Annotated in this window: 23 protein-coding genes; 10 read left to right on the top strand and 13 right to left on the bottom strand. The window is 48.7% G+C overall.

The genetic code is table 11. From position 1 onward, the window contains the following. Positions 1–162: 162 nt before the first annotated feature. Entirely contained in the window at positions 163–657 is a 495-nt protein-coding gene (locus tag C1T21_RS00525; RefSeq protein ID WP_103046777.1) for a hypothetical protein, read from the top strand. Here the strand turns inward: C1T21_RS00525 and C1T21_RS00520 are convergent. From C1T21_RS00520 to C1T21_RS00510, 3 genes are all read right to left on the bottom strand, one after another. Next, positions 641–2,359, bottom strand: coding sequence for an NAD(P)H-hydrate dehydratase (locus C1T21_RS00520; RefSeq protein ID WP_103046776.1), 1,719 nt, complete (start codon positions 2,357–2,359; stop codon positions 641–643). The two genes, C1T21_RS00525 and C1T21_RS00520, sit on opposite strands and share 17 nt — an antisense overlap. A 33-nt stretch (positions 2,360–2,392) precedes the next feature. Further along, positions 2,393–3,025: an NAD(P)-dependent oxidoreductase gene (locus C1T21_RS00515; protein ID WP_061831169.1), complete on the bottom strand. Its 633-nt coding sequence runs from the start codon at positions 3,023–3,025 to the stop codon at positions 2,393–2,395. Positions 3,026–3,105: 80 nt separating this feature from the next. Next, entirely contained in the window at positions 3,106–3,585 is a 480-nt protein-coding gene (locus C1T21_RS00510) for a GNAT family N-acetyltransferase (protein WP_103046775.1), read from the bottom strand. Positions 3,586–3,728: 143 nt separating this feature from the next. On the opposite strand from C1T21_RS00510, the gene C1T21_RS00505 reads away from it, so the two are divergent. Further along, positions 3,729–4,694: a hypothetical protein gene (locus tag C1T21_RS00505; RefSeq protein ID WP_103046774.1), complete on the top strand. Its 966-nt coding sequence runs from the start codon at positions 3,729–3,731 to the stop codon at positions 4,692–4,694. A gap of 273 nt (positions 4,695–4,967) precedes the next feature. Then, positions 4,968–5,924, top strand: coding sequence for an ArsR/SmtB family transcription factor (locus C1T21_RS00500; protein ID WP_103046773.1), 957 nt, complete (start codon positions 4,968–4,970; stop codon positions 5,922–5,924). A 120-nt stretch (positions 5,925–6,044) separates the two neighbouring features. On the opposite strand, the gene C1T21_RS00495 is transcribed toward C1T21_RS00500, so the two are convergent. The 4 genes from C1T21_RS00495 to C1T21_RS00480 all read right to left on the bottom strand — a co-directional run bounded on the left by C1T21_RS00495 (position 6,045) and on the right by C1T21_RS00480 (position 9,869). After that, positions 6,045–7,097, bottom strand: a complete 1,053-nt coding sequence (locus C1T21_RS00495) for a lactonase family protein (protein ID WP_103046772.1) — start codon at positions 7,095–7,097, stop codon at positions 6,045–6,047. 219 nt (positions 7,098–7,316) lie between these two features. Beyond that, positions 7,317–8,519: an MFS transporter gene (locus tag C1T21_RS00490; RefSeq protein ID WP_103046771.1), complete on the bottom strand. Its 1,203-nt coding sequence runs from the start codon at positions 8,517–8,519 to the stop codon at positions 7,317–7,319. 243 nt (positions 8,520–8,762) lie between these two features. Next, positions 8,763–9,035 (bottom strand): GyrI-like domain-containing protein, encoded by a 273-nt coding sequence (locus tag C1T21_RS00485; protein ID WP_258012316.1) that lies wholly within the window; start codon positions 9,033–9,035, stop codon positions 8,763–8,765. 72 nt (positions 9,036–9,107) lie between these two features. Further along, positions 9,108–9,869 carry an AAA family ATPase gene (locus C1T21_RS00480; RefSeq protein ID WP_103046770.1) on the bottom strand — a complete coding sequence of 254 codons (762 nt, stop codon included), beginning with the start codon at positions 9,867–9,869 and terminating at the stop codon, positions 9,108–9,110. Between the two features lie 200 nt (positions 9,870–10,069). On the opposite strand from C1T21_RS00480, the gene mprF reads away from it, so the two are divergent. Beyond that, positions 10,070–12,712 carry a bifunctional lysylphosphatidylglycerol flippase/synthetase MprF gene (gene mprF, locus C1T21_RS00475; RefSeq protein WP_103046769.1) on the top strand — a complete coding sequence of 881 codons (2,643 nt, stop codon included), beginning with the start codon at positions 10,070–10,072 and terminating at the stop codon, positions 12,710–12,712. Positions 12,713–12,818: 106 nt separating this feature from the next. Here the strand turns inward: mprF and C1T21_RS00470 are convergent, their stop codons facing one another. Continuing rightward, entirely contained in the window at positions 12,819–13,445 is a 627-nt protein-coding gene (locus C1T21_RS00470; RefSeq protein WP_103046768.1) for a nitroreductase family protein, read from the bottom strand. A 234-nt stretch (positions 13,446–13,679) separates the two neighbouring features. On the opposite strand from C1T21_RS00470, the gene C1T21_RS00465 reads away from it, so the two are divergent. Together C1T21_RS00465 and C1T21_RS00460 are read left to right on the top strand one after the other, a co-directional pair. After that, positions 13,680–14,156, top strand: coding sequence for a disulfide oxidoreductase (locus tag C1T21_RS00465; protein WP_053324504.1), 477 nt, complete (start codon positions 13,680–13,682; stop codon positions 14,154–14,156). 165 nt (positions 14,157–14,321) lie between these two features. Continuing rightward, entirely contained in the window at positions 14,322–14,819 is a 498-nt protein-coding gene (locus C1T21_RS00460) for a CcdC family protein (RefSeq protein WP_103046767.1), read from the top strand. Between the two features lie 152 nt (positions 14,820–14,971). Here the strand turns inward: C1T21_RS00460 and C1T21_RS00455 are convergent, their stop codons facing one another. Next, positions 14,972–15,934 carry a glycoside hydrolase family 26 protein gene (locus C1T21_RS00455; RefSeq protein ID WP_103046766.1) on the bottom strand — a complete coding sequence of 321 codons (963 nt, stop codon included), beginning with the start codon at positions 15,932–15,934 and terminating at the stop codon, positions 14,972–14,974. Positions 15,935–16,763: 829 nt separating this feature from the next. Further along, positions 16,764–17,510: a type I methionyl aminopeptidase gene (map, locus tag C1T21_RS00450; RefSeq protein WP_023986734.1), complete on the bottom strand. Its 747-nt coding sequence runs from the start codon at positions 17,508–17,510 to the stop codon at positions 16,764–16,766. Positions 17,511–17,703: 193 nt separating this feature from the next. Between map and C1T21_RS00445 the strand changes: the two genes are divergently transcribed. The 4 genes from C1T21_RS00445 (at position 17,704) to C1T21_RS00430 (ending at position 21,760) form a co-directional block, all read left to right on the top strand. Next, positions 17,704–18,399 carry a GntR family transcriptional regulator gene (locus tag C1T21_RS00445; RefSeq protein ID WP_103046765.1) on the top strand — a complete coding sequence of 232 codons (696 nt, stop codon included), beginning with the start codon at positions 17,704–17,706 and terminating at the stop codon, positions 18,397–18,399. 132 nt (positions 18,400–18,531) lie between these two features. Beyond that, positions 18,532–19,893, top strand: a complete 1,362-nt coding sequence (locus C1T21_RS00440; RefSeq protein WP_103046764.1) for a GntP family permease — start codon at positions 18,532–18,534, stop codon at positions 19,891–19,893. Between the two features lie 41 nt (positions 19,894–19,934). Then, positions 19,935–21,482, top strand: coding sequence for a gluconokinase (gntK, locus tag C1T21_RS00435; protein ID WP_103046763.1), 1,548 nt, complete (start codon positions 19,935–19,937; stop codon positions 21,480–21,482). 92 nt (positions 21,483–21,574) lie between these two features. Continuing rightward, positions 21,575–21,760 carry a hypothetical protein gene (locus tag C1T21_RS00430; protein ID WP_080683015.1) on the top strand — a complete coding sequence of 62 codons (186 nt, stop codon included), beginning with the start codon at positions 21,575–21,577 and terminating at the stop codon, positions 21,758–21,760. 179 nt (positions 21,761–21,939) lie between these two features. Here C1T21_RS00430 and C1T21_RS27525 read toward each other — a convergent pair whose 3' ends face one another. From C1T21_RS27525 to C1T21_RS00420, 3 genes are all read right to left on the bottom strand, one after another. Then, a complete protein-coding gene (locus tag C1T21_RS27525; RefSeq protein ID WP_013369112.1) occupies positions 21,940–22,059 on the bottom strand; it encodes a hypothetical protein in 120 nt (39 codons plus the stop codon). A gap of 112 nt (positions 22,060–22,171) precedes the next feature. Continuing rightward, a complete protein-coding gene (locus tag C1T21_RS00425) occupies positions 22,172–22,990 on the bottom strand; it encodes a serine/threonine protein kinase (RefSeq protein WP_103046762.1) in 819 nt (272 codons plus the stop codon). A 144-nt stretch (positions 22,991–23,134) separates the two neighbouring features. Beyond that, positions 23,135–23,956, bottom strand: coding sequence for a MerR family transcriptional regulator (locus C1T21_RS00420; protein ID WP_103046761.1), 822 nt, complete (start codon positions 23,954–23,956; stop codon positions 23,135–23,137). Between the last annotated feature and the right edge of the window lie 255 nt (positions 23,957–24,211).

Genomic DNA, 24,211 nt, shown 5'->3' with positions numbered 1-24,211 from the left:
CGCCTTTCCGTACCGCGGCTATCCGCAATCTTTATTTTGCTTAGGAACATGATACACAGCTAACGTAAACTGAAGTGTCGTAAACGGTAAGCGGATTGTAATTGAAAATAAATTCCTTGATTGGTTGTGAATACCGAGTGTGATAAGAGGAGGAGTCGCAACATGAGACAGCCTTGGAATGAATTTAATTCCAAAATGCCTTGGCGGATGGAGCTTGGTTGTTATGCGCTGAATAAACTGGCCTGTGGAGGATTGGTTTTTGGTCTCTTATGGATCTACTGCTATCTGACAGAGGAAATAACAGGAATTCCTCTAACTATTGCAGGCAATAGTGGTGAACTGACCGCGCAGCTGTGGGCCTATGGTTTTGCCCTTCCTGCTGCTCTTGCCGCTGATGCGCTACGCGATCTTTTACCCTGGCTTCGCAAGCCCGAGCGGATCACCCTATACCTCGCTGCAGGATTCAGTGTCTTTCTCCTGCTAGGTTCTTTGATGTCGCCTGCCGGAACGGGCATTTTATGGAGCAACGGCATAGCAGGTGCAGGGATTACACTGCTGTATTATGGAGGAAGGCACTGGCTAAACCGTGAATATGGATTACAGATTATGCTGGCCTTCCTCCTGCCACTGCTGCTATGGCCTATAGGGCTTCAATAATGTCGCCAGCGATCACAGAGGCAGGATGCTGGCGATGACGTGCGGCTGTTTCTCCAGCCGCACCATGCAAATACACGCCAAAGGCTGCTGCCTGCGAAGCATTCAAGCCCTGGGCCAGCAAACCTGCGATGATACCTGTCAGCACATCGCCCGCACCGCCTGTCGCCATCCCAGCATGGCCTGTGGTATTGACGTAGGCCGTTCCGTCGGGACAAGCGATGACAGTGCGCGCTCCTTTGAGCACCAGCGTGACCCCACGTGTCCGGGCGTACTCCCGGGCATGGGTGATACGGTCACGCTGCACCTCTGCTGTCGGTATACCCAGTAGGCGAGCCATTTCACCGGGGTGCGGCGTCAGTACGACCGCCGCACTTCTTGGCTTCCAAGCCTCCAGCTCAGGCCCGGCCGAGGCGAGGATGTTCAAGGCGTCCGCATCAAGCACGAGCGGACCGCCGTATTCCTCCCACAGGCGGCGCAGCCAGCCGGTGTCCCCTGCAAAGCGGCCGAGGCCGGGGCCGACGGCCAGTACATCGCGTGCCTGCGCGAGCTGTAGCAGCTCGTCTGCGGAGTCGGCATTCCATTCGCCGTCTCCGCCTGCTGCCGCGGCAGCGAGCATCAGTTCCGGCGCGGCGCCAATGACGCGCGGCAACAACGCCTCGGGCACCGCCCACGTGACAAGGCCGCTGCCGATGCGCAGGGCGGCACGTGCGGCCAGCAAGCCCGCGCCGCTCATGCGCAGGCTTCCAGCCGCGACCAGAACGTGGCCGTAGGTGCCCTTGTGCCCATCCGGCACGCGGCTGCGGCTTACATCCACGTCCAGCGCAGCGCGCAGCGTGTCACGGGTCAAGAGCCGCAGCTGCACGCCGCACTCACGGGCAAGGCCGGGTGGAATACCGATGTAGCGTACCACCACATCGCCTGCAGTCCCGGCGCCCGGATATTGGACGAGCCCACGCTTCAAGTAGGCGAGGCATACGGTGACGCGCGCACGAATGCACGGCTCGTGCAGCGCACCTGTGTCGGCGTCGAGGCCGCTAGGCACGTCTACCGACACGAGCGGCGCGCCGCTGGCATTGGCCTCGCGGATCAGCGAGGCGTAGGGTTCGCGCGGCGGGCCTTGCGTGCCCGTGCCCAGCAGGGCATCGATGATGCCGGAGGCGCCGCGCAGGTCGAGGGTATCCCGGCCATAGAGAATCACCGGGATACCCAGAGCCGCGATGATATCGCGTTGCGCAGCCGCTTCACCGCGTAGCATGTCTGGCGGCTCGACGTACACAACGGTGACGCGTAGCCTTGCATCGGTCAGATGACGGGCTGCCACCAGCCCGTCACCACCGTTGTTGCCTTTGCCTACGAGGATATACCAGTGTTCTCGTTCCCGTAAGTCATGTCGTCCTTGACTCCACGTCTCTGTCCGTATAACACCGCCATGTCCCGGTATATCCCCCGGACCTGTGTGTGTAACCTCTTCTGTCCACTGCGACCCCAACACTTCAGCACGATCATTTCCACGTGTTAGATCGGCAGTGCCTACTGAGAAGCCGTCGCCATTGCTCTTCCCACTTCTTTCGGCACATAGCTTCAACACCTCGTCAGCTACCGCGCGCCCGGCATTTTCCATCAAGGTAAGGGCCGGAATACCCAGCTTGTCAATTGTATAGCGATCCAATTCTCGCATTTCTTCGGCGGTCACCATATACATGCTTTTCGCCTCCCGTATGGCTATCCCTGCTTATTAATATCCAACCGTAAAACGGGAATTGACAAATTCCCCTTCTACTAACTCATCAATCAGGGCTACCGCATAATCTTCGACCGAGATACGGCTATGGCCTAATTCGTCAACCACCAAATGATCCAAACCAATACGGAACTGTCCTGTACGTTTTCCCAATTCAATTATTCCGGCAGGACTACAATAGGTCCAGTCTACATCCGCAGCGCGGTACAGCTCCAGTGCATCTGCATGGGCAGCCGCCAGTGGCTTCACTTCCTCCGGAAACTCGGCGGTATCCATGAGGCGTTCACCGTTTTCTGTTTTCAGACTTCCCGCTCCGCCAACGACAAGTATGCGCTCCGCGCCGGAACGCCGAGTTCCTTCCAGCAAAGAACGAGTCGCTTCGAGCAGTTCTTCCTCTTCTCCAAACTTGGGACCGTATGCGCTAATGATAGCATCGTGCCCTTTGGCCACATCCGTAACGGAATTCGGATTTAGAATATCCGCTTGAACCACCGTCAAATATTCACTTTGCTCCGTCACACGTTGCGGGTCGCGCACCGCCGCCGTCACTTCATACTTACGCTTGATTGCTTCCTTTACTAACGCTTGACCAATGGTTCCTGTTGCTCCGAAAATAATAACTTTCATATAAATGTGCCCTCTTCCTGTCTATAATTTACTTACTGTTATTTATCCGTTTTATGTCCAGCCTAAACCCGTACAGCATGTCAGCTTACAGTCCCCCCCGGCTGTCGCCAGTACATCCCTTCCGACCTCGGACTGACCAATTGGAAGCCGAATTGCGCATACAAGCGGTCGGCCGGCTTATCCGCGATCAGCGTCACAAAGATGCCCGCTGGAACTTCGCGGCTTAAATAAACCATAATCTCTTCCATAAGCTTACGCCCATAGCCTTTTCCCTGATGGGAAGGCTTTACTGCAATATCCGTAATCAGAAAAAACACACCCCCGTCACCGCTCACCCGGCCCATCCCGATCAATTCCTGCCCAAGCCGTAGTGTCACGGAAAATAGACTGTTCGGCAGGCCCTTAGCCGCCGCTTCTTCCGTAATTTGCGTCAAACCAGCTTCTTTGCGTAACGCCCGATACTCCTCGACCGATGGAATAGCGTAATCTACGCGAAGCTGCCCGTACGGTTGATTCGATGTCTCATGATGTTCTGTTTCAATTTCTATATTTTTATCCATGCCGAATCTCCCCCCCTGCTTGTAATCTTGTCTATTTTACCAAAAAATACTTCATATATCCTGATCAAAGGGATACAAGCCCTTGAAATGCCTGTATGGTCTGTGCAATAGTGTAGAAAGAACAATGGAAGGAGGGATTGCGGGTGTCCCCGACGGACTTCGCGGCGTTAGCCGCATATATCTCACCCGGTCTGATTGCCTTCCTGCTGGCGTTGTCTTTGATGGTATGGCTGTATGTTCACAGTGCAGCCCAGCTTCGAAATTCGCGTCAGCAGCGGCTGGAAGAATTACAGGAATCGCTGCGTATCTACGGACGATTAGCTGGTTGTCTCCAAACCGCTACCCAGAACGGGTTCAATAACAGCGAAAAGCAGTACCAGAACGGACTCATCCACGCTCTTCAGGAAGCCAAAGCTGCTCCCTATTTGACCCCTCACCTTCAAGAGCAGGTTCAAGCATCCCTTCGGGAGTGTGATACGTTCCGAAGAGAATTGCTTCTCAAATCACTGGAGCGTGAAATGAACAAACTCATCGAGGAAAGGCGTCTTGTTCTGCTGGAATCTCATGCTCCGGGCTGGGGAACAGCATTGTGGAAGCTATTACGTCCAGCAGCTGGTCCGTTGGCGCTGGCAGGAATCGTCTGGTTGGTCACAAGGCTGGTTATGGAACTGATAGCCTCCAGCCATGTCGATGTTAGTCTGCCCGATACTGCACAATCTGCCTCATGGCTCATAGGGTGTGCATGGATGAGGTTCGTTTCCGGCTTGATCGCCCTACTGTATGTGTACCGGCTGATGACCCTGCGCAGGCAAAATGATCTGGACGTGACGGCATCCCATTTTCCAACAAGCCTGTTGTGCTTGGTAATCGCCGCTGTCGCTCTGTTTCAATGGATTGGACCGGAAGCATCTCCCTACATACTGGCTGTTCAGCTTGTGCTGTTCTTGATTGGCTTCCGACTTACCCGAGGCCGCTCGCGCAGTGATCGTCCTTATGTTGGTCATCCCGGCTTGATCAAGGCAGATGCTTCTCAACATCAGGATTTACACGCAGCAGATAAAGATAAAACGGCTGACTCTTCTTTGGCAGAAGAACATATCCGGTCCTAAACACCAATGGCACAGGACTCTATCCCGTATCCACCCTGCAAATCACATACCATCACAGGACATCCCAACAACAAAGAAAGAGTTTATGGGGGTGTCCTGTTTTTTGAACAATTTTTGGCTTTTTGAGGGGTTAGGCTTGTGCCAGTGATCAAGGAAAGGGTATATTGTTTATATAAATGTAAATCATATCGTTTTTTATGTATGAATATTGAAAAAAATCCATATATGTTAAACTACCATCAATTTATGATGTACGTTAGAATTGGAGGAACTATGCAACTGGACATTTCTGAAAAATCACTTCCCGTTTATGAAGCGCTGGCCAGTGAGGTTCGGCTAAACATGATTGTTCTGCTTGCGGAGAAGCCTATGAATATACGTGAGCTGGCGGAAGCGTTGGGGCTCAGCAGTGCGATTATGACGATGCATGTCAAGAAACTGGAGAGAGCGTCCATTATTTCGACCAAAATGCTGCCTGGACGAGGCGGGGTACAGAAAGTGTGCTCACTGGCAACAGACAAAATTGAAATCGCCATGCCACGCTACCAGCAGGATGTACGACAATTCCATCAGACGGAGATTTCTGTGGGACACTTTACAGATTTTGAAATACAGGCGACCTGCGGACTGGCTACCGTCGAAAAGATCATTGGTGAATTCGATGAGCCTCGTTCGTTCTTGGACCCTGAGCGCTTCAATTCCAAAATTCTGTGGTTCAGCCAAGGATATATGGATTATAAGGTGCCGAATTTCCTACTGTCCAGCCAAAAAGCTGAGGAACTGGAAATTTCGATGGAACTATCATCCGAGGCCCCTTTTACCAATGATAATTGGCCTTCAGATATCACTTTTTTCCTAAATGATGTGAATTTGGGTACATGGACCAGCCCAGGGGATTTCGGGGATAACCGTGGTAAATACACACCTGCATGGTGGCCTGATTTTATCAATCAATATGGTCTCCTTAAAAGACTTCGCGTTACCTCCGAAGGTACCTTTATGGATGGCAAGCAAATATCCGACGTGACTTTAGGCCAAGTACTGATTGATCAGAAGCAATGGAAATTCCGTATTGCCATATTGGATGATGCCCAGCATGTTGGAGGGGTTACTCTGTTCGGTACCGGATTTGGTAACTACAATCAGGACATCCTGTTCCGTTTGTACTACAAACATGCAGAAAATCATACCAAAACAGTAACGGTAGAAGCTGGGGATAGCAGCAAATAGCTTTTAGTCCACTTCAAAACCTGAACACGGCGTTTTGCCCATGCCTTTCATGGGAAACAAAGCGCCGTGTTTTATTTTTTCATCCACTTATATCGTACTCTTTTGCCACGTGCTATCCGATTAGTGTACAGGTTCAATACACACAGGTGAAGGAACCTCGAGCACATATCCCGTTCGGGACAGCCGTCCATCCTCACTATGGATGGCAAAGGATACGATGTTGTTTCCATCCTGATTCGCCACTACCAGATAACCGGACAAGATGTTGAAGTTACGAGGTGTGCTGCCGAAGGTTTCCACCCATTCCACCGTCTTCAGCTTGCCGCTGTCCAGATCGACATGGTATAGCACGATGCTGTCATGGCCGCGGTTTGACACATACAAAAAGCGTCCACAGGGCGTAATCCGAATATCTGCTGCTGTATTTTCTACATCTATAATGCCTTCTGGCAGTGTGGACAGGCTTTGCATCAATGTAAGCTCACCATTACGTTCGTTATAACTAAACACAGCGACTGTATTGTTCAACTCATTGGCGACAAAAGCATATGGACGCGAAGGATGAAAAACCAGATGACGCGGTCCAGAACCAGGTGGCAAATCTGTCTCACGATGGGTCACCAGTTTTCCATCCTCTGTCAAACGGTATACCACAATCTGATCCAGTCCCAGATCACATACCAGGGCATACTGTCCTGAAGGGTCTGGAATAATTGAATGCGGATGTGCCGCATCCTGGCGGTCCTGGCGAATACCTGAGCCGGTATGCTGAACTTGCCCCGACATGTCTCCTAATCCTCCAGCTTCCGTCGCAGGGAACACAACGGCATTGCCGCCTGAATAGTTGGAAGCCAGCACATATCGTCCATCGGTTGTTACGGAAACATAGCAAGTATGCGCTCCCTCCGTCCCTTTTCGATCCAAAGGGTGTAATTCCCCCGTCTGGGCATTTACCTGATACGCATACAGCTCGCCTCCTTCTGTTTCACTGGCAGCGTACAGCTTCGTCCCATCCGGGTGTAGCGCGAGAAAAGAAGGCCTCTCAATCCCTTCCACACCTCCAACCATGCGCAGATCACCATTGTTCACATGCAAAGCACATACATATATTCCTCTTTCCTGACGAGACGCATAAGTTCCTGTATAAAATAACTGCTCATTTCGCTCTTCCATCGGCTCTCATCTCCTTCTAGCTGTTTTTTACATATTATCTGGCTTTTAGCTCTACTATTTGTCTTGTTGTAAACTCATCATGCATTATTACCCACGATTCGGTCGTTTCATTAACGTTTCGCGATATATGCAAAAAAAAGCCTCCTTCGGCGCAATCTGTGGTTCACAAGAACGTCACAGTTCACTCCAAAAGAGACTAAGTTTACGAAAAATACAATATTAAACCGCTGTGGTTTGCGTATCTCTGCTATTCCATTTTACAGCCAGCCCCAAACTAAGAATGAGAATGACTGCCCCAAAAATGTATGGCAAATTGATATGCACCTCGAACAATGTACCCGCAAGCGCAGGTCCTAGAATATTACCAATACTCATATAAGCATTGTTCATGCCGGCTGCAACTCCCTGCTCATCCCCCGCCATTTTGGATAAAGCAGTATTAATGGCTGGCCGCAGCAACGACGTAGCGGTAAAGAAGATGAGCGATACCCCGAGTACATAATAAAAGTTGCCGGAGAGCAGCATAAGCACAAGGGAAATCGCTGAAAACAGAAAGGAACCGATAATGACGCCTTTTTCACCAAAACGATTCAACATCGGGCTAATGACCACAGCTTGAATCACGGTTCCGACCAGTGCTCCTACCGTAATAATGATAGCAATATCACGCTCATTGTAATGAAACTTGCCCGTCACGAAGAAAGGAAACATCGTTTCAAAATGCGTCAGTCCAAAGGTTAACGTGAATATCATAATCAGCAGCATAAAGTAAGGCTTGCGAAAAGAAAGGGCAAACTGTTTAATCACATTGTCCCGTTTGACCTTGACATTCCGAAACTTCAACTGTTTCTCCAGCGACAAGGTTTCGGGCAGCATAATCAAGGAAATCAGTGCAGCTACGCCCGATACGGCCGCCGAAACATATAAGGGCGTACGAATCGAGATATCTGCCAGCAAGCCGCCCACACCAGGACCGATCACAAAGCCAAGAGACATGGCGGCACCCAACAGCCCCATTCCTCTACCGCGATTGTGGACCGTTGTAATGTCAGCAATATAGGCCATCATCGGAGGAATCATAAAAGCTGCCCCTGCACCTCCCAGCAAACGTGAGATATACAGCATGGTCAACGATTCCCCAATCGCAAACAATACAGAAGACGCCGTCATGATTACCAAACCGATAATAATCATTTTTTTACGTCCGTATTTATCGGACCATTCTCCCGCTAGCGGCGAAAACAGGAATTGGGTTAAGCCAAACACGGCAACCAAATAACCACCCGTTTCACCACTGCCTCCCAAGGAGCTCATAAACTTGGGAAGGATCGGAATAATGAGGCCAATTCCCAGCATGGCAATAAACATATTAATCATCAAAATGACCAGCGGCCCCATTTTCAACTGTTGTGAATCTGACATGTAGCGTTTTGTCCTCCTCAAATTCTTTATTTCGTATACGAAAATCTTATTTTGCAACCATTCCAGCAAAACTCTCCATTATATTAATAGAGTGTGAGACAAATAACAATCATAAAATACTTCCGATAACCCTGAATCTTTCCTTTGGCAGAACGGCAAAAAGGAACAACCTGAATAGACGACGTTGTCCCTCTCATAACGATTCATAACCCTTTATTTTGTACAATAGCAATTGCAATATCATTAATCAAATTGCTGAATTTCTGCGGATGGAATATCAAAAGGATTCACGGGCTTAAGCCGATTCGACTCGATCCAATATGCCCCCTCCGTAGTATTACGCTCGTAACCATTACACTCCATCCAAGTAAACAGGTCATCATAAATGGTGTTCAGTCGTTCACGATCTCCCTGAAAACGGGTGACCGCATATTCCCCTTCAGGTATCTCAATGCGTTCAAGGCTATCCGGTATTTCGTTCCAAGAGGACACTTTAACGCCCACCTTGACCGCCATGCTTCCTTTCTCCTGAGCAACTCATCCTGTTTCCTCCTCATCAAGCGGATGCTACTCTGGTCCCTACGAACTTTATTGTGGATCTTCGAATAGCTCCTGTATCATCTTTTCCTTGTTATTCAGAAATTGTTTCGTGATGATAAAATGATCAGTTTCCTCCAGCGTCCGGATTTCGATCCCTTCATGTGTCAGATGATACAAGATGGAATCTGGATAAGCCATCAAAATCGGGGAATGCGTAGAAATGATAAATTGTGAGCCCTGCTGTACGAGTTCGTGAATACGTGCAAGCATGCCCATCTGGCGCAAAGGCGATAGTGCAGCCTCCGGTTCATCCAAAATATACAATCCCTGCCCGCCAAAGCGATGCACAAATGCTGCAAAAAAAGACTCGCCATGCGACTGCTCATGCAGCGATTTTCCCCCGTAGGAGTCTCGAATGGGGCGACCTCTTCCTTCGCGATCCAGCTCGTCAATATGAGTCGCCACGTTATAGTAGCTCTCGGCTCGGAAAAAGAAGCCATCCCGCGGCTTATCTATCCCTCTCACCAGCCGGACATACTCATGCAGCGAGGAATGTGTGGCTTGTGTAGAAAAATTGAAATTTTTAGTACCGCCCTCTGGATTAAATCCCCACGCGACCGCGATTGCTTCCATAAGCGTCGATTTACCTACGCCATTTTCTCCAATAATATAGGTGACGGAAGGATGGAATTTCAGTTCGTTCCATTGGTGCAGGGCTTTTAAGTTAAACGGATATTGGCTCTCGTCAGCATCTGGAGGCCATATCAGCTCCAGGCGACGTATGAAAAGATTGCGGTCCCATATACTCATGTCCAGTTCAGCTCCATTGCCAAGCAATTCACTAGGTTTTCCATCATTATATTGGATTTATTTACAGCAATCAATCTGAAATCCCATTTCGTAACCCTTCTGTTGTTATTCAAGCGATTATTGTAGGTATAATGTATAGTAATGTTCATTGGGCATGAATTCTAAGTGTATATCTCATTCTTTTTCAAGCAGGTGAATCTATGAAGTCAAATCACAAACCGATCCAATCCTTTAAAATCGTACAGTTCTTGATGACCATCTACAGGCAGCGATTGACACGTATTTTGCTACCGTTGGCTGTACTGGCTTTTATTATATGGGAGGCAGGACGAGAACTAAATGACTTTAATCTGGCGCGTATGTTTCATGAGCTGCGGCGAATGGATGCCACGTTTCTCATCGAAATTGGCTTGTTCTCACTGGCTGCAGTGGCGGCTATGAGCGCCTACGATTACGTAATTAGGCATCATTTCAAGCTTCAGGTCAAGCCTGGGACGACATTTCGCTACGCCTGGATCTCCAATACCTTCAATAATGTCTTTGGTTTTGCAGGCTTTACAGGGGCGGGACTTCGCACCGTACTATATAAAAAAAGCGGTGTGCCGTTAGGTGTCATCACCTCTGCCGTCGTATTTCTTTCGCCGGTCGTCATTACCGGACTATCTTTGCTGGCTTGGGGGGCCATTGTCCATCTGTATCCGGTACAGCCTGTGCTGGATGCTCATCCTTGGCTTCATTGGGCACTGTGGGGAATGGCATTGTACCTGCCGCTATTTCTGATCATGCAGCGCTCCAAACGGTACTCCACATGGTTCAACAAGGGAGAAGGACAGCTTTCCTGGTCCACTATCTCCGCTTCCATTAGTGCTTCCCTGCTGGAATGGCTGCTGGCTGGCCTTACCTTTGCATGGATCGGCTCGCACTTGCTCCATGAACTTCCGATCCATGCTGTGTTCGGCATTTATGTGATAGCCGCGATTGCCGGGTTGATCAGTCTTGCACCCGGAGGGGTCGGGGCATTCGACATCATTGCCCTGCTCGGGCTGCAAATGGCGGGAGCCAACTCAGATCGGGCACTGGCTGTGCTGCTGGTCTTTCGCGTCTTTTATTACATCATCCCGTGGCTCATCGGCTTGGTATTAGCCGCGCTGGAAATGATTCCACGTAACGAGCGCCTGAATCAGCTAGCTGAGACGGGCTGGGATTACTCCCTTAATGCCTGGCAGAAGGTATGGGGCTGGCCTGGTCAATTCCGGTTTTTGGCCGATCTAGGGGTATGGGCGCTTGGTAAGCTGGTACTCATCTCCGGCGTGGTGCTTCTTTTGTCGGCAGCTACGCCCGGTCTGTTATATCGGCTACGTTTTGCTGAGCATTTGCTCAGCCTGCCCGTCATGCGCTTGTCGCATGAAATCTCGGTCATCATCGGGATTATGCTTGTCGTCCTGTCCCACGGAATCTCTCTGCGTATTCGCAGAGCATTGCGGCTGACATTGATACTGCTGCTGACAGGAGCTATTTTCACCTTCACTAAAGGTCTAGATTTTGAAGAAGCCTTATTCCTACTGTTTGTGGCGTTAATGCTATGGATCTCGCGTTCGCGGTTTTATCGGGTCAGTGCACCGCTGAATCGGCACAACATTTTAATATGGGGTGGATTATCTCTACTCGTAACCGGGGCTTACTTTATCATTGGGGCTGGCTCCAACACTCCTTTTATGCGCCATTTGCATGCCAAGGTCCATCTGGACTTTTTTATGAACCGCAGCGATTACGGAGTTACCGCCGTGTTTAGTCTGATTTTGGCATGGGTATTCCTAACGGTATATTTCTTTCTTCGACCTCAGCGTAGCATCGCCAATCTACCCGACGAGCAGGAGCTGGATAAGCTAAAAGAATTTTTGGAACGGCAGGGTGGTAATCTCGTTTCTCATATGCTTTTTCTGGGCGATAAATATCTGTATTGGACCAAGAATGAACAGGTGGTCATTCCCTATGCGCGCAGCCGGGACAAACTGATTGTATTAGGTGACCCACTCGGTCCAAAAGAACGTGTGAGTGAAGCCATTCAGGAATTTCAGCGGTTCGCAGATCGGTATGCGTTAACGGCAGTATTTTATCAGGCCTCGCCGGAGTATTTGTCCATCTATCACGAGAACGGCTATCGCTTTTTCAAACTGGGCGAGGAAGCACTGGTGCCGCTGGAGTCCTTCACACTGACGGGCAAAAGCAATCAAGCGCTACGTAGCGCCAAAAACCGCTTTGACCGCGATGGCTACTCATTCGAAATCATCCAACCACCTTTAGAGGCTTCACTGATTGAGGAGATGCGGCATGTTTCGAATATTTGGCTGGACGGGCGCAAGGAGAAGGGATATTCACTCGGCTGGTTCAAAGAACCCTATCTTCAGTTGGCTCCGATTGCATTGCTAAAGGACTCTGAAGGGAAGGTCATCGCTTTCGCTACGATGGCGCCTGCCTACGATCATGGACGGACGGTCTCCATTGACCTGATGCGCCACTTGCCTGATACGCCAAATGGCACGATGGATTATTTATTCACACGGGTCATTGAGTGGGCCAAGGAGAGTGGATATACGACATTTAATCTGGGAATGGCACCGCTGTCCCAGGTAGGACAAAGCGAAAAGGCATTGCGCGAGGAAAAGCTGGCTCGACTTGTTTTCCAATACGGGGGACATTTTTACGGTTTTCAGGGGCTTCGACGCTTTAAGGATAAGTTCAAGCCCCAATGGGAGCCGCGCTATCTGGCCTATCCGGCTTCTGTCTTTCTACCGATCCTGACGCTGGAGCTGGTTTATCTTGTGTCCAAACGATCGGACTAAACAAAGGGCTGACAACAGAAACTTTAATAGCCTAACACGACGTAAAAAAGGGTGTTCCCCAACCACGAACGGTTGAAGGAACACCCTTTTACATTCACAAATCTTCTTAGAAGCTGCCTTTTACAACAACTTCAGAAAGTGGAAAACGTCCTGATGGACGTGCTGGCACTTGTGCCTTACCTACGCTAATAAGCAGGGTTGGCAGGTAACGTGCTGGAATATTGAATTGCTCGATCAATTGTGCTGGAATGAAACCGCCCATTGCGCAAGTGTCGTAGCCCAGAGATTTAGCAGCCAGCATAATGTTTTGTGCTGCAAAAGCAGAGTTCAGGATGGCGGCATCGCGAGCTACTTGCGGGTTTTGGTACGCGCCGTTGATTTGACCTACCAATGCATCACGGATTTCCGCTGGCAGTGCGCCTGCTTCTACCGCTTGATCATAAATGACGGTGTTGCGGTTCGCTTCCAAATCACCCAATACGGCAATCGTAACGGAACTTTCCGCTACTTGACCCTGATTGTAGGCGATAGGTAGCAATTTTTGTTTGTCCGCTTCGCTTTCGATGACAAGGAATTTCCAATGTTGAAGGTTCCAAGCGGAAGGAGCTTCTACCGCCGCAGTCAAAATGGCCTCCAGATCTTCCTCTGGCAATTTAAAATCCTTAACATAGCTCTTTACCGCGTGTCTTTCACTAATAGTAGATAGGGTTTCATTTTTTGGACTGCTCGACATTCTAGGCACACTCCTAATTTCTTAATATATATCTAACTTGAATCCTCATTAACTTCCCAAACTACTGCAATTATAAAAATGATAGTGAATGATGTCAATATGTTTAAGTATGACCCTGCACTCAAAATACAGTACAATACGGATTAAGACATACATATCGGCAGATGCCTGCCGATGGGACAAGACACGGGTGAGTCATTTTGTTCTCATTTGAATAAAAAAAGGAGCGTTACTATGATTGGATCGTTTAAAAAAACGGATATTGCTTTGTTTGCCGCCTGGGTTGTAGCTTGTGTGGCCACATTGGGCAGTCTGTATCTCAGCGAGATTTTGGGATATGAGCCTTGTAAGCTGTGCTGGTTTCAGCGCATTCTGATGTATCCCCTGACCCTTCTGCTCGGAATTGCCTATTTTCGAGGGGATTCGGGGATACGCCGTTATGTCATGCCGTTGGCTATCATTGGAGGCGCGATTTCAGCCTATCATTTTATCATTCAGCGCATCCATGCAGCCGCCAAAGCAGCTGCGCAAACTTCAACTTCTTGCGGCAGAGTATCCTGTGAACAGGATTACCTGAACTGGTTCGATTTTATCACCATTCCTTTTCTCGCACTGATCGCCTTTATCCTTATTATTGCAGCCATGGGTTATATCATGCGTCAGGAGAAAAAATCAGCTCAAGGAGAGGTACAAGCAAAGGAACTCGCATAAGTATGAAAGAGACCTAATTATAGGACCCGTTACCACCAAGAGGCGTATAATCCGCTTGCCAGAGGAAAGACTGTAACTAAATATATCCATTGCATATGTGGTATAATGTAAAAGGTTTGCAGTCTGTCCAATAACGCTTATATTCCTTATAGAGGGGGCCAGTCCATGTTTCATATTAGCACCCCATTGCTGCAATATGGCGCAACCTTCGGTATGATCGTAATCGCTATTTCGGCTATTTTCATCCGTATGAAGACAGGTCATCGCCCGATTAATGCCAAAAAAATCATCATTCCTCCGCTCGGCATGAGCACCGGTTTTATGATGTTTGTGGTGCCAGAAGTACGGGTTCCCTGGCTTTGGGCGCTGGGCGCTTTTCTGGTCGGCTGGTTTATTTTTTCTTACCCGTTGATCCGCAGCACCAAATTTGAATTGCAAGAAGGGCTGGTTTTCGTCCAACGCTCACGTACCTTCTTTTTTATCCTGATCAGCCTACTGATCGTCCGATTGCTGCTGCATGAATTTATTCAGCATTACATCACCATTCCGCAGACAGCAGGGCTATTTTTCATCCTAGCCTTCGGGACCTTGTTACACTGGCGGCTTCGTATGTATTTCCAATATCGTCAGTTCGTTCCGAACGAGACGGAAGTTCGCATCTGACAAACGTTTTTTTAACATGCATGCTCGCATGTTGCTGTATAGACCAAAAAGACACGTTCTCCCAACAGGAGCCGTGTCTTTTTGGTCTTTTCGATCTTTTTGTCTATCGGAGGCTACATTGACGCCTTGCCCGAACGCCGGGCGCCAGACACTTACTGGGAGCTCTCCTTTGTAAACAGCGCGCTGCCGTTTGTGTTGTTCTGCGGAGCATAAGCGCCGTCCCAGGTGATAAAGAAGCTTGCTCCAGTGTAGATTTCGTTCAGGGCCTTGTTCCAAAGCGAATAATCGAATTCCTTGAGCTGATTATTGTTGCGATCCACATGGTCGCCACCCACGGCTGGTCCAATTTCGCAGAAGCCATAAGTTTTGCCAAGTCCTTTGATGTCATTGTAAGCCATCTTGATTTCATTGTCATTGGACGGATCGTCGCTGTAGGCGTCGATGCCAATCCAGGTGACATAGCTGGAGCCGGGGTAATAAGCAGCCGCGTTGGCTCCTTTATTAGGAGCATAGACAAAATTGACGTTGGACATGCCATTGGTCGTCACGATGTAATTGTACAGATTGATGTACAGGTTCTTATAGTCCGTCGTGTTCTTGTCTCCCCACCAGAACCAGCCTCCGTTCATTTCATGGAAGGGTCTGTAGTAAACGGGGGATGAGTTAAACTTTTGCAGGCCGGTCACGACATTGTCAACCTGGGCCTTATAATTTTGCAGCCATGCGGGGCTCGACGAATTGATAGATGAAATGTCTGTATTGGCCAAGATCTCGAAATCGGAATCAGACATCGGGGCGTTTACATTTCCACCTTGGGGATTGGGCATGTGGGTGGAAACAGTGACGATTTTCCCCAAGTCTTGGATAGCGGAGGCGCTATTGGAGGTAATGGAGGCTGCATCGGTTCCCCCCTGGTTCCAGTTCAGCAGATCATAGGAGACGATGTCAGGGTTGTAGGTCCAGACAGGACTGGTGTTTACACTTCCGTCATAGCCCAGGAACATGCCAGTATAGTTGATATTGCTCTCCGCGCCTGCCGTCATCGGTAGCGAGAATAATAATGCAGCCCCGGTCAGGGCGCTGATCAAGCCCTTCGTTTTCTTGAATGAATTCATAATGGTTATCCTCCTGATGTTTATATCTTGCTGTTTTTAATCGCAAGACTAAGGTGTGTGATGCGGGAAACAAGAAGTTATCAAGAGCCTAGACTCCCTTATTTCCCCAATCTTCCGGTGGCTTATGGTCAATCACTTCATCCAGCAACTTTTATCATTCTTTTTGTCCATAACATAACCTCCGTTTTTACTTAGTTCTGAGTTCCGTAATGAGTCTTTTTTCTAGTACACCGCCTCCTTTTTTTTGATATATAGTTCAACTAAAACAATTGTGATTTGTGACCCTAAATTACATCGACATTATGGAAAAAAGTTGAAATAGTTCTATTAGATCAAAAAAATAATTCATATAACAATGAACAAACAATTTCTGAAAAGTGTAGTAGGGACTAAGTGTGTAATAAAGGGATTTTTTCCATTTCATTCTTATGAATTTGGATTCAAATTATTGTTATTTTAGTACTATATAGAAGATTCATAATCACACACTTAACGTATCCCGTTATCGATAGCCTAGAAAATAAGCACACGTGCAGAATAGTTAGCAACCGCGGATCACTAGCGTCTATCAGAACTAAGCTGGTCCCTCTGAAGGCATGGCGTATATTTTCTTTAAAATGTCGGCGTGGCACTCATGAAACGAAAAAAACCGATATTCGGCCTTTGGGCCAAATTCGGTTTTTTAGAGGTGAACTATTATTCCACGCATGTACTAGACTTTTATAGAATGCACGTAGCAAAAGGGACTGTCCCCTAGACAGCCCCTTTTCTGTAATATGTCTAGCCCATTCACCACGGTAGTCTGTATGCTACCGAGGGGTGCCTGCTTTTATTGCTGGGTCAAAATGATCGGACCATCTGCTGTAATGGCCAGCGTATGCTCGTATTGAGCAGACAAGCCGCCGTCCAACGTGCGTGCGGTCCATCCGTCCGCATCAATTTTACTGCGGTATGTGCCTGTGTTGAGCATCGGCTCAATTGTAATGACCATACCCTCTTTTAAGCGTGGTCCACGGTGTGGAGGTCCATAATGAGGAACTTGCGGTTGCTCATGCATTTCTTCCCCTATGCCATGCCCAATGAATTCGCGTACGACCGAGAAGCCTTCCGCTTCCGCGTAGGTTTGTATCGCATGGGAAATATCTCCGATCCGGTTACCGATAACGGCTTGCTCAATCCCTTTATACAGCGATTCCTTGGTAACATCCAGCAGCTTTTGCGCCTGCTCAGACACATTACCCACCGCATACGACCAAGCGGAATCTGCAAGCCAGCCATTCAGGTTCACAACCATGTCGATCGTCACGATGTCTCCGTCCTTCAACGGTGTCTTATTCGGAAAGCCGTGGCAAATCACATCGTTAGGTGAGCCACAAGTTGCAAACTGGTAGCCGTTATAGCCCTTTTGCTCCGGTGTTGCGCCATGCTTCTTCATAAAGGATTCCGCAAAGGCGTCAATTTCCAGTGTCGTAATGCCTGGCTTGATCATTTTGGCAATTTCCCGGTGGCAAGCAGCCAAAATGTCTCCAGCTTTTTTCATATTTTCAATTTGTTCTTTGGTTTTAATGATAATCATTAAACGGTCTCCTTCTTTTCCGTGTTCGTTCCACTTTTCACTGCTTCTTTTTTCTGCTTCTATTGTAACGCTAAAAGCAGCGAAATGGAACCGATGTCAACTGACACCGTTTACAAGGATCTTAAACGGGGTATATAATATTCCATAACTTGTATACCAGTATGCAAAATTATTTCCAAGATAGGAGTATCCTATGAAATATCCAACAACCTGGTTACAGGGCGCATCGCTTGGGGAAAGGATTGCTTGTGAACTTCGGCTTCAGATTATACGGGGTATTCAGACGCCAGGCACTGTTCTATCTGAGAATCAGATTGCTGCCGATTTTGGTACCAGTCGTTCTCCGGTGCGTGAAGCCTTGAAGGCACTCTCGGGCGAAGGACTGATCCGTTTGGAGCGCATGGGGGCGGTTGTCGTTGGCATGACACCCAGTGATATGGAGGAGCTATTCGATGTGCGAATGCTGATTGAGCATTTTGTTGTACAAAGGTATGTACATAGTGATAATGCCACATTGGTGACTGTTTTGAATCAGATGATTGACAAAATGGAAGTCGCTCTCAAGTACAGGGATGTCGTTGAATTTTCTCTTCAGGATTTTAATTTTCATGAGGCTCTGGTACTGGAAGCAGGCCATACCCGTATTCTTCATACCTGGAACGGTATGAGACAGCTAATCCTGACGGTCATGTTAGCTGCGACAGAACAACGATTTGCGTCTAACATCGAAGAATCACAAGTCACGATTCACAAACATCGAACCTTTGCAAACGCTTTAAGTCAAGGGAATGTTCAGGAGTTATCGGGATTTATTGAGGATCATTACCGAGATACCCGCAACGCGGTTAACGATAGCGTTCTGTCTCCCTACAGAAAGACATCGTCCTAGCCGCAATATGCGTGACAAAGAGCCGATGTACCGCGCTTCATGCGTTTCTTGCTGGCGCGGTTCTCTTTTACATTAAAGTTGTCGACAAGTATACATTTAGCCACACATATATGAATAAGGAGGCATTACTTCATGAACACATTACTCGGCTTGAGCCATAACGCGTCCCTGCTCATATGGGCGCTAGTTACCGTCGCTCTTTTGATTTTGCTGATTGCCAAATTCAAATGGAATCCCTTCGTTTCACTGCTGCTTTCGTCGGTATTTCTCGGACTGGTTAACGGGATGCCGGGACATGAAGTTACTGCCTCCATCACCAAGGGGCTCGGCAGTACGCTCGGCTCCATCGCCATCGTGATCGGTTTAGGCACCATGCTCGGTAAAATGATGGCAGAATCCGGCGGTGCCGAACGCATCGCGACCACACTGATGGATCGTTTTGGTGAAAAACGCGTTCATTGGGCGATGATGATCGTAGGCTTTATCGTGGGTATTCCCGTATTTTTTGAGGTTGGTATTATTTTATTAATTCCCATTCTGTTCACGGTTGCCCGTAAAATGAATATGTCTCTGCTGAAAATCGGTATTCCGATGCTGGCAGGACTATCGACGGTACACGGCCTTTTGCCACCCCACCCGGCTCCGATGATCGCGATTGAAGCCTTTAACGCCAATATTGGACGCACGATAGGATATGCACTCATCGTGGGCATTCCATCCGCCATTATTGCGGGCCCGGTCTTCGGCGCTTGGATTGGCAAAAGAATCATAGTCAGACCTTCCGAGAGGCTGGACGAGCAGTTCAGAAATACGACGGGACGGTCGCTGCCTCCTTTTTGGATTACTCTGTTCACCATTTTATTACCTGTTATTCTAATGCTTAGCGGATCAGTCGCTGAAATCGTAGACCCGGCCAATACACATCCGCTCACTGTATTTTTCAAATTCATTGGTGACGAGGTTATGGCATTGCTGATTGCGGCCGTGTTTTCTTTTTTCTCGCTAGGCTATGCACGTGGTCTAAAGAAAGAGGATTTGTCCCGTTTTACCAGTGAATGTCTGGCACCAACAGCCTCTATTATTTTAATTATCGGGAGCGGCGGTGCATTTAAAACGGTATTGATCGACAGCGGTGTAGGTCAGGCCATTGCAGCGGTCGCTACAGGAGCCCATATGAATGTGATTGTATTTGCTTTTCTGGTCGCTGCGCTCATTCGTGTAGCCACTGGATCAGCGACAGTCGCGATGACGACAGGCTCCGGTATTGTCGCACCTGTACTGGCACTTACACCCGGCGCGAATGTCGAACTGGTCGTCCTTGCTACAGGAGCAGGGTCGCTGATCTTGTCTCATGTGAATGACGCCGGTTTTTGGATGATTAAAGAATTTTTCAATATGACGGTTCCGCAGACTCTAAAATCATGGACCGTTATGGAAACCATCCTCTCCCTGGTCGCTTTCGGTTTGATTATGCTGCTGAGTGTGTTAATTTAACGATAATGAGCTAATAACGGTAAGTGAAGGGGAGATTGAATATGACAGACACCCGATATATGATCGGCGTTGATATCGGTACGACCAGTACCAAAGCGGTGCTTTTTGAAGAAAATGGAAATATTGCCGCCCAGCACCATGTGGGCTATCCGCTCCATACACCTGAGCCGGATGCGGCAGAACAGGACCCGGAAGATATTTTCAAAGCTGTTGTAACGACGGTGCAAGAGGTCATGAAACAAAGCGGAGTGTCAGCCGAGCATGTGCTGTTCGTCTCCTTCAGTTCGGCCATGCACAGCGTACTGGCGGTGGATAAGAACGGCAAACCGCTGACCGCCTCCATCACTTGGGCAGATAACCGTAGCGCCAAATGGGCCGAAGCGCTCAAACATGAATACAACGGACACGATATTTACTTACGCACCGGAACGCCCATTCATCCCATGTCACCGCTAACGAAACTGATGTGGATTACGCGGGATTTACCGGATGTTGCGGCCCAGACGTACAAATTCATTTCCATTAAGGAGTACGTCTTTGCCCGGTTATTCCACCAATATGTCGTGGACCACTCGATTGCCTCTGCAACCGGACTTATGAATTTGCAGCAGCTGGACTGGGACGAGGAAGCACTGCACATTGCAGGTGTGACGAAGGAGCAACTATCCGAGCTGGTGCCGACAACTCATGTGCTCAAAGGGCTGGATGAGACCTATGCGCATGACATGGGTCTACTGAAGACGACTCCTTTTGTGATCGGGGCCAGCGACGGTGTCTTGTCTAACCTCGGTGTGAATGCGATCAAACCTGGAGTTGTCGCGGTTACCATCGGCACCAGCGGAGCCATCCGTACCGTAGTTGATAAGCCGCTCACGGATGCCAAAGGGCGCTTTTTCTGTTACGCCTTGACCGAAAAGCTGTGGGTCATCGGCGGCCCAGTGAACAACGGAGGTATAGTCTTCCGCTGGATCCGGGATGAATTTGCAGCCTCCGAGGTGGAAACGGCCAAGCGACTGGGACTTGATCCATATCATGTGCTGACCCAAATTGCGGAACAGGTACGTCCTGGCTCCGACGGTCTGCTCTTTCTTCCGTACTTATCCGGTGAACGTGCGCCCCTGTGGGACCCGAATGCTCGCGGCTCCTTCTTCGGTCTATCCCTGCGTCACAAAAAAGAGCATATGATTCGCGCCGCTCTGGAGGGTGTGCTGTTCAATTTGTATACCGTCATGCTCGCCATGGAAGAAGTCATCGACAGACCGTCAGTCATTCACGCCACTGGTGGATTTGCACGCTCGGAGCTATGGAGACAGCTTATGGCGGATATTTTCGATCAGGAAGTCATTATTCCTGAGAGTCTGGAAAGCTCATGTCTGGGCGCAGCTATACTGGGCTTGTACGCACTGGGACGGATTGATTCGCTGGATGCTGTGTCCGGTATGATCGGTACCACTCACCAGCACAAACCTGTAGCAGAACACGTGGATATTTATCGCGATTTACTACCGATTTATATCCGCATTTCACGTAAATTCGAAGAAGAGTTCAAGGATATTGCAGAATTTCAGGCCAAGTCCCTACAATCCTAAATTAGTGGAACCTGTTCTAACACTGCTGCGTATTACCGTTTTATAAAAACCTGTCTATGTCAGTTGGGCAGGGTAAGAAGGAGGATTAGACGATGCTCAAAAAATTACTGCACCGCCTGCTACATTCCACCTCTCATTCTCATAAGCGGCGATACAGCAGCTCAGACCGTTATTATGAACGTGAACGTAAACGCCATTCTTCTTCAGACGGTTACAAGAATAGTCACAATGGACACCACTATTACAAGGATAAACGCCGTCATTACTCCAGTTCTTAGCCAAACAACAAGAAGTAGCGACGGAATAGAGCGTAACACAAGAAGCATGCCACAGGCTCCTTCAAACCCTATAAAGCGAAGACCCTTCTTATCTCAAGGGCCTTCGCTTTATTGTTGTGCGCCCTTCGTTATGCAAGGCAACATCTGTGCATTTTACAGGAAATCGGCCAAGACCGAAATTACAGAAACAGGGTTTTAGAGATGATCACCAGCAAAATAAACAGAACCAGAATCGCTCCTACAGAGGTCCATGCTCCTACGCCGCAACCCATACCGCCTACTCCACACATATGACTCATTTACAACACTCCCTTCGCTCATTTACAGGATCATTGTATGTAGACCTGGTCAAATGCGTAAGGGGGGCATTCCCCCATTTTTGCGGCGAATGCCTGTTTATTTTTAGGGACGTTATGGGTTAACCTCAAGCAGCAGCAAAGCTTCCTCCAGCTCTTGCATAAACTGTCGGCTATTCTCATACCGTGGCCGAATCTGAAAAAGGCGCTCCAGCATATGACGCACAGGTGAACTCAGCTTCAATTCTTCCTGCCAGCTTGCCGGCGGTTGATCCGGCTGAGGCTCGTAACTGCTATACAGCATAAAAAGCATTAAATGTCCGACATCGTACAAATCGCTGTAGACGGCGACATCTTGTCGCTCGGGTGCGCGCTTTTCCAGCATGGATTCGGTAAATACATCCTCCTGTCGCTCTCCTACCGCCAGAGCAAGACCAAAATCGATCAGGTAAGGCTTCCCCTCACGGTGAATCACATTGGGAATGCGGATATCCCGATGGATATAGCCCCGTTCATGCACATGCAGAACTCGCTCCATTAACTCCAAAATGTAGACAATGCATTCCTGTTCTGTAAAGGAACGCTCCTGTTCAAATATAAGCTCCTCCAGCGTCATACCAGAGATGTATTCCATGACCACATATATTCCCGAATGTTCGACAATTTCGAGCAGCTTCGGAATATAGGGGTGTTCCATCTGTCGCATAATATGAGCCTCGCGCTGCAATAGCTGAACTGCCTTCGCCCGTTTGCTCGGTCTGGGCAATTTTACCGCCACCTCTTGTCCGCTGCGCCGATCCAGACAGAGATAGGTCAGACCATAGCTCCCCATGCCTAAAAGCGAACGAACATCATAACGTCCGCTCAGTAAATCGCCAGGCTGTTTCGGATAATCCATCCATGATTCATATGCGTTCCGCAACCAAGCAAACATACTTATATCCTTTCCTCTACATGCCGCAGCAACGTTCCTTATGCGGCTTGTTCTCGTATTCTTGTATTCCGTTATTATACCATCCACGATAAAAGACCATCAGAACCGGGAAGGTCTGATGGTCTTTATCAGAAAAGATGCTGGTTATGCCTCTCTGCGTCTGCGCGGTGTCAGACCAAGCCAGGACAACAACGAACCGCGCGATTTGCGTTGCCTGCCCTGGTAGGTACGCAAATTAGTGATTAGCTGCCGATCTCGTTCCTCGTCAACCTTTTCTTTCATCCAGCGTTTTTGATCCTCCAGTTGGTTAGACAGGCTGATATTCTTTTCCACCAAACGGCTGTGCTCTGCTTCCAGCTCTTCCAAACGGCTCCGCATTTCCAACAATGCGGTTTGCACCATGTCCTGCATCTGCGCCAGTTCTTGCGGCTCTACGGACTCCTGCGTTTGCACGGATACAGGTGCTTGTTCCAATCTACATTCAATGGTTGGTTCCAAAGTCTGGAACTCTTCCTGCAACTGTAGCTGCATAGGTTCCTCTGACGGTTCCTGAGCATTCATTTCATCCTGTAACTCTGTCAGTTCAACCGTAGCAGCTGCTTGCGCCTGCATGACCGTCTCATCCCTGCCCTCAGCCGCCGCCATTATTTCTTCCCAGGTTGCGGTCAGTGACTCAGCATCCGAGATGGGTGGCAAGCGGAATTCTTCATCCTCCATTTGAAAGGGAGCGGTCACTCTCTCAAGCACCACCTGAACCGCCTGCTCCATCGTCATATGCTGCTCACGCAACGCCCTCCGCATCACCTTCAAGCACTCAACATCCTCAGCACTGAACATCCTCGATTGATTAGCGGAACGCTGAAACACATACCCCTGCTCCTCCAGCGCCGCTGCATATTTACGAAGGGTACTCGCCCCGATCCCCAACTGTTTTGCTGCTTCCGTCGTCGATTTGCTTTCTTCCATTTAATCATTACCTCCCCGGATGGTATGGAAAGAAATAAGCTTGTATATGTAGAATTCGCGAAATCCATTGGAAACCCTTTGGCAAAAATGTTCTAATATTGCAGACTGCTAAGAACCTTTGTCATAACGGAATATTTGTAGATATACAAGAAACGACATTGCAGAGAATACTTCCGTTCTGTATGTCCTTGAAACTCTTTAAAGAACGTCACATAAATGTCATACTTTCATTATTTTCATGGCACTTTTCCTTCC

Origin of the sequence: Paenibacillus sp. F4, from assembly GCF_002894905.1 — a bacterium.
Classification (GTDB): Bacteria; Bacillota; Bacilli; order Paenibacillales; family Paenibacillaceae; genus Paenibacillus; species Paenibacillus polymyxa_B.
The sequence above is the reverse complement of the archived record's forward strand: the minus strand, read 5'-3'. Positions and strand labels throughout refer to the sequence as shown.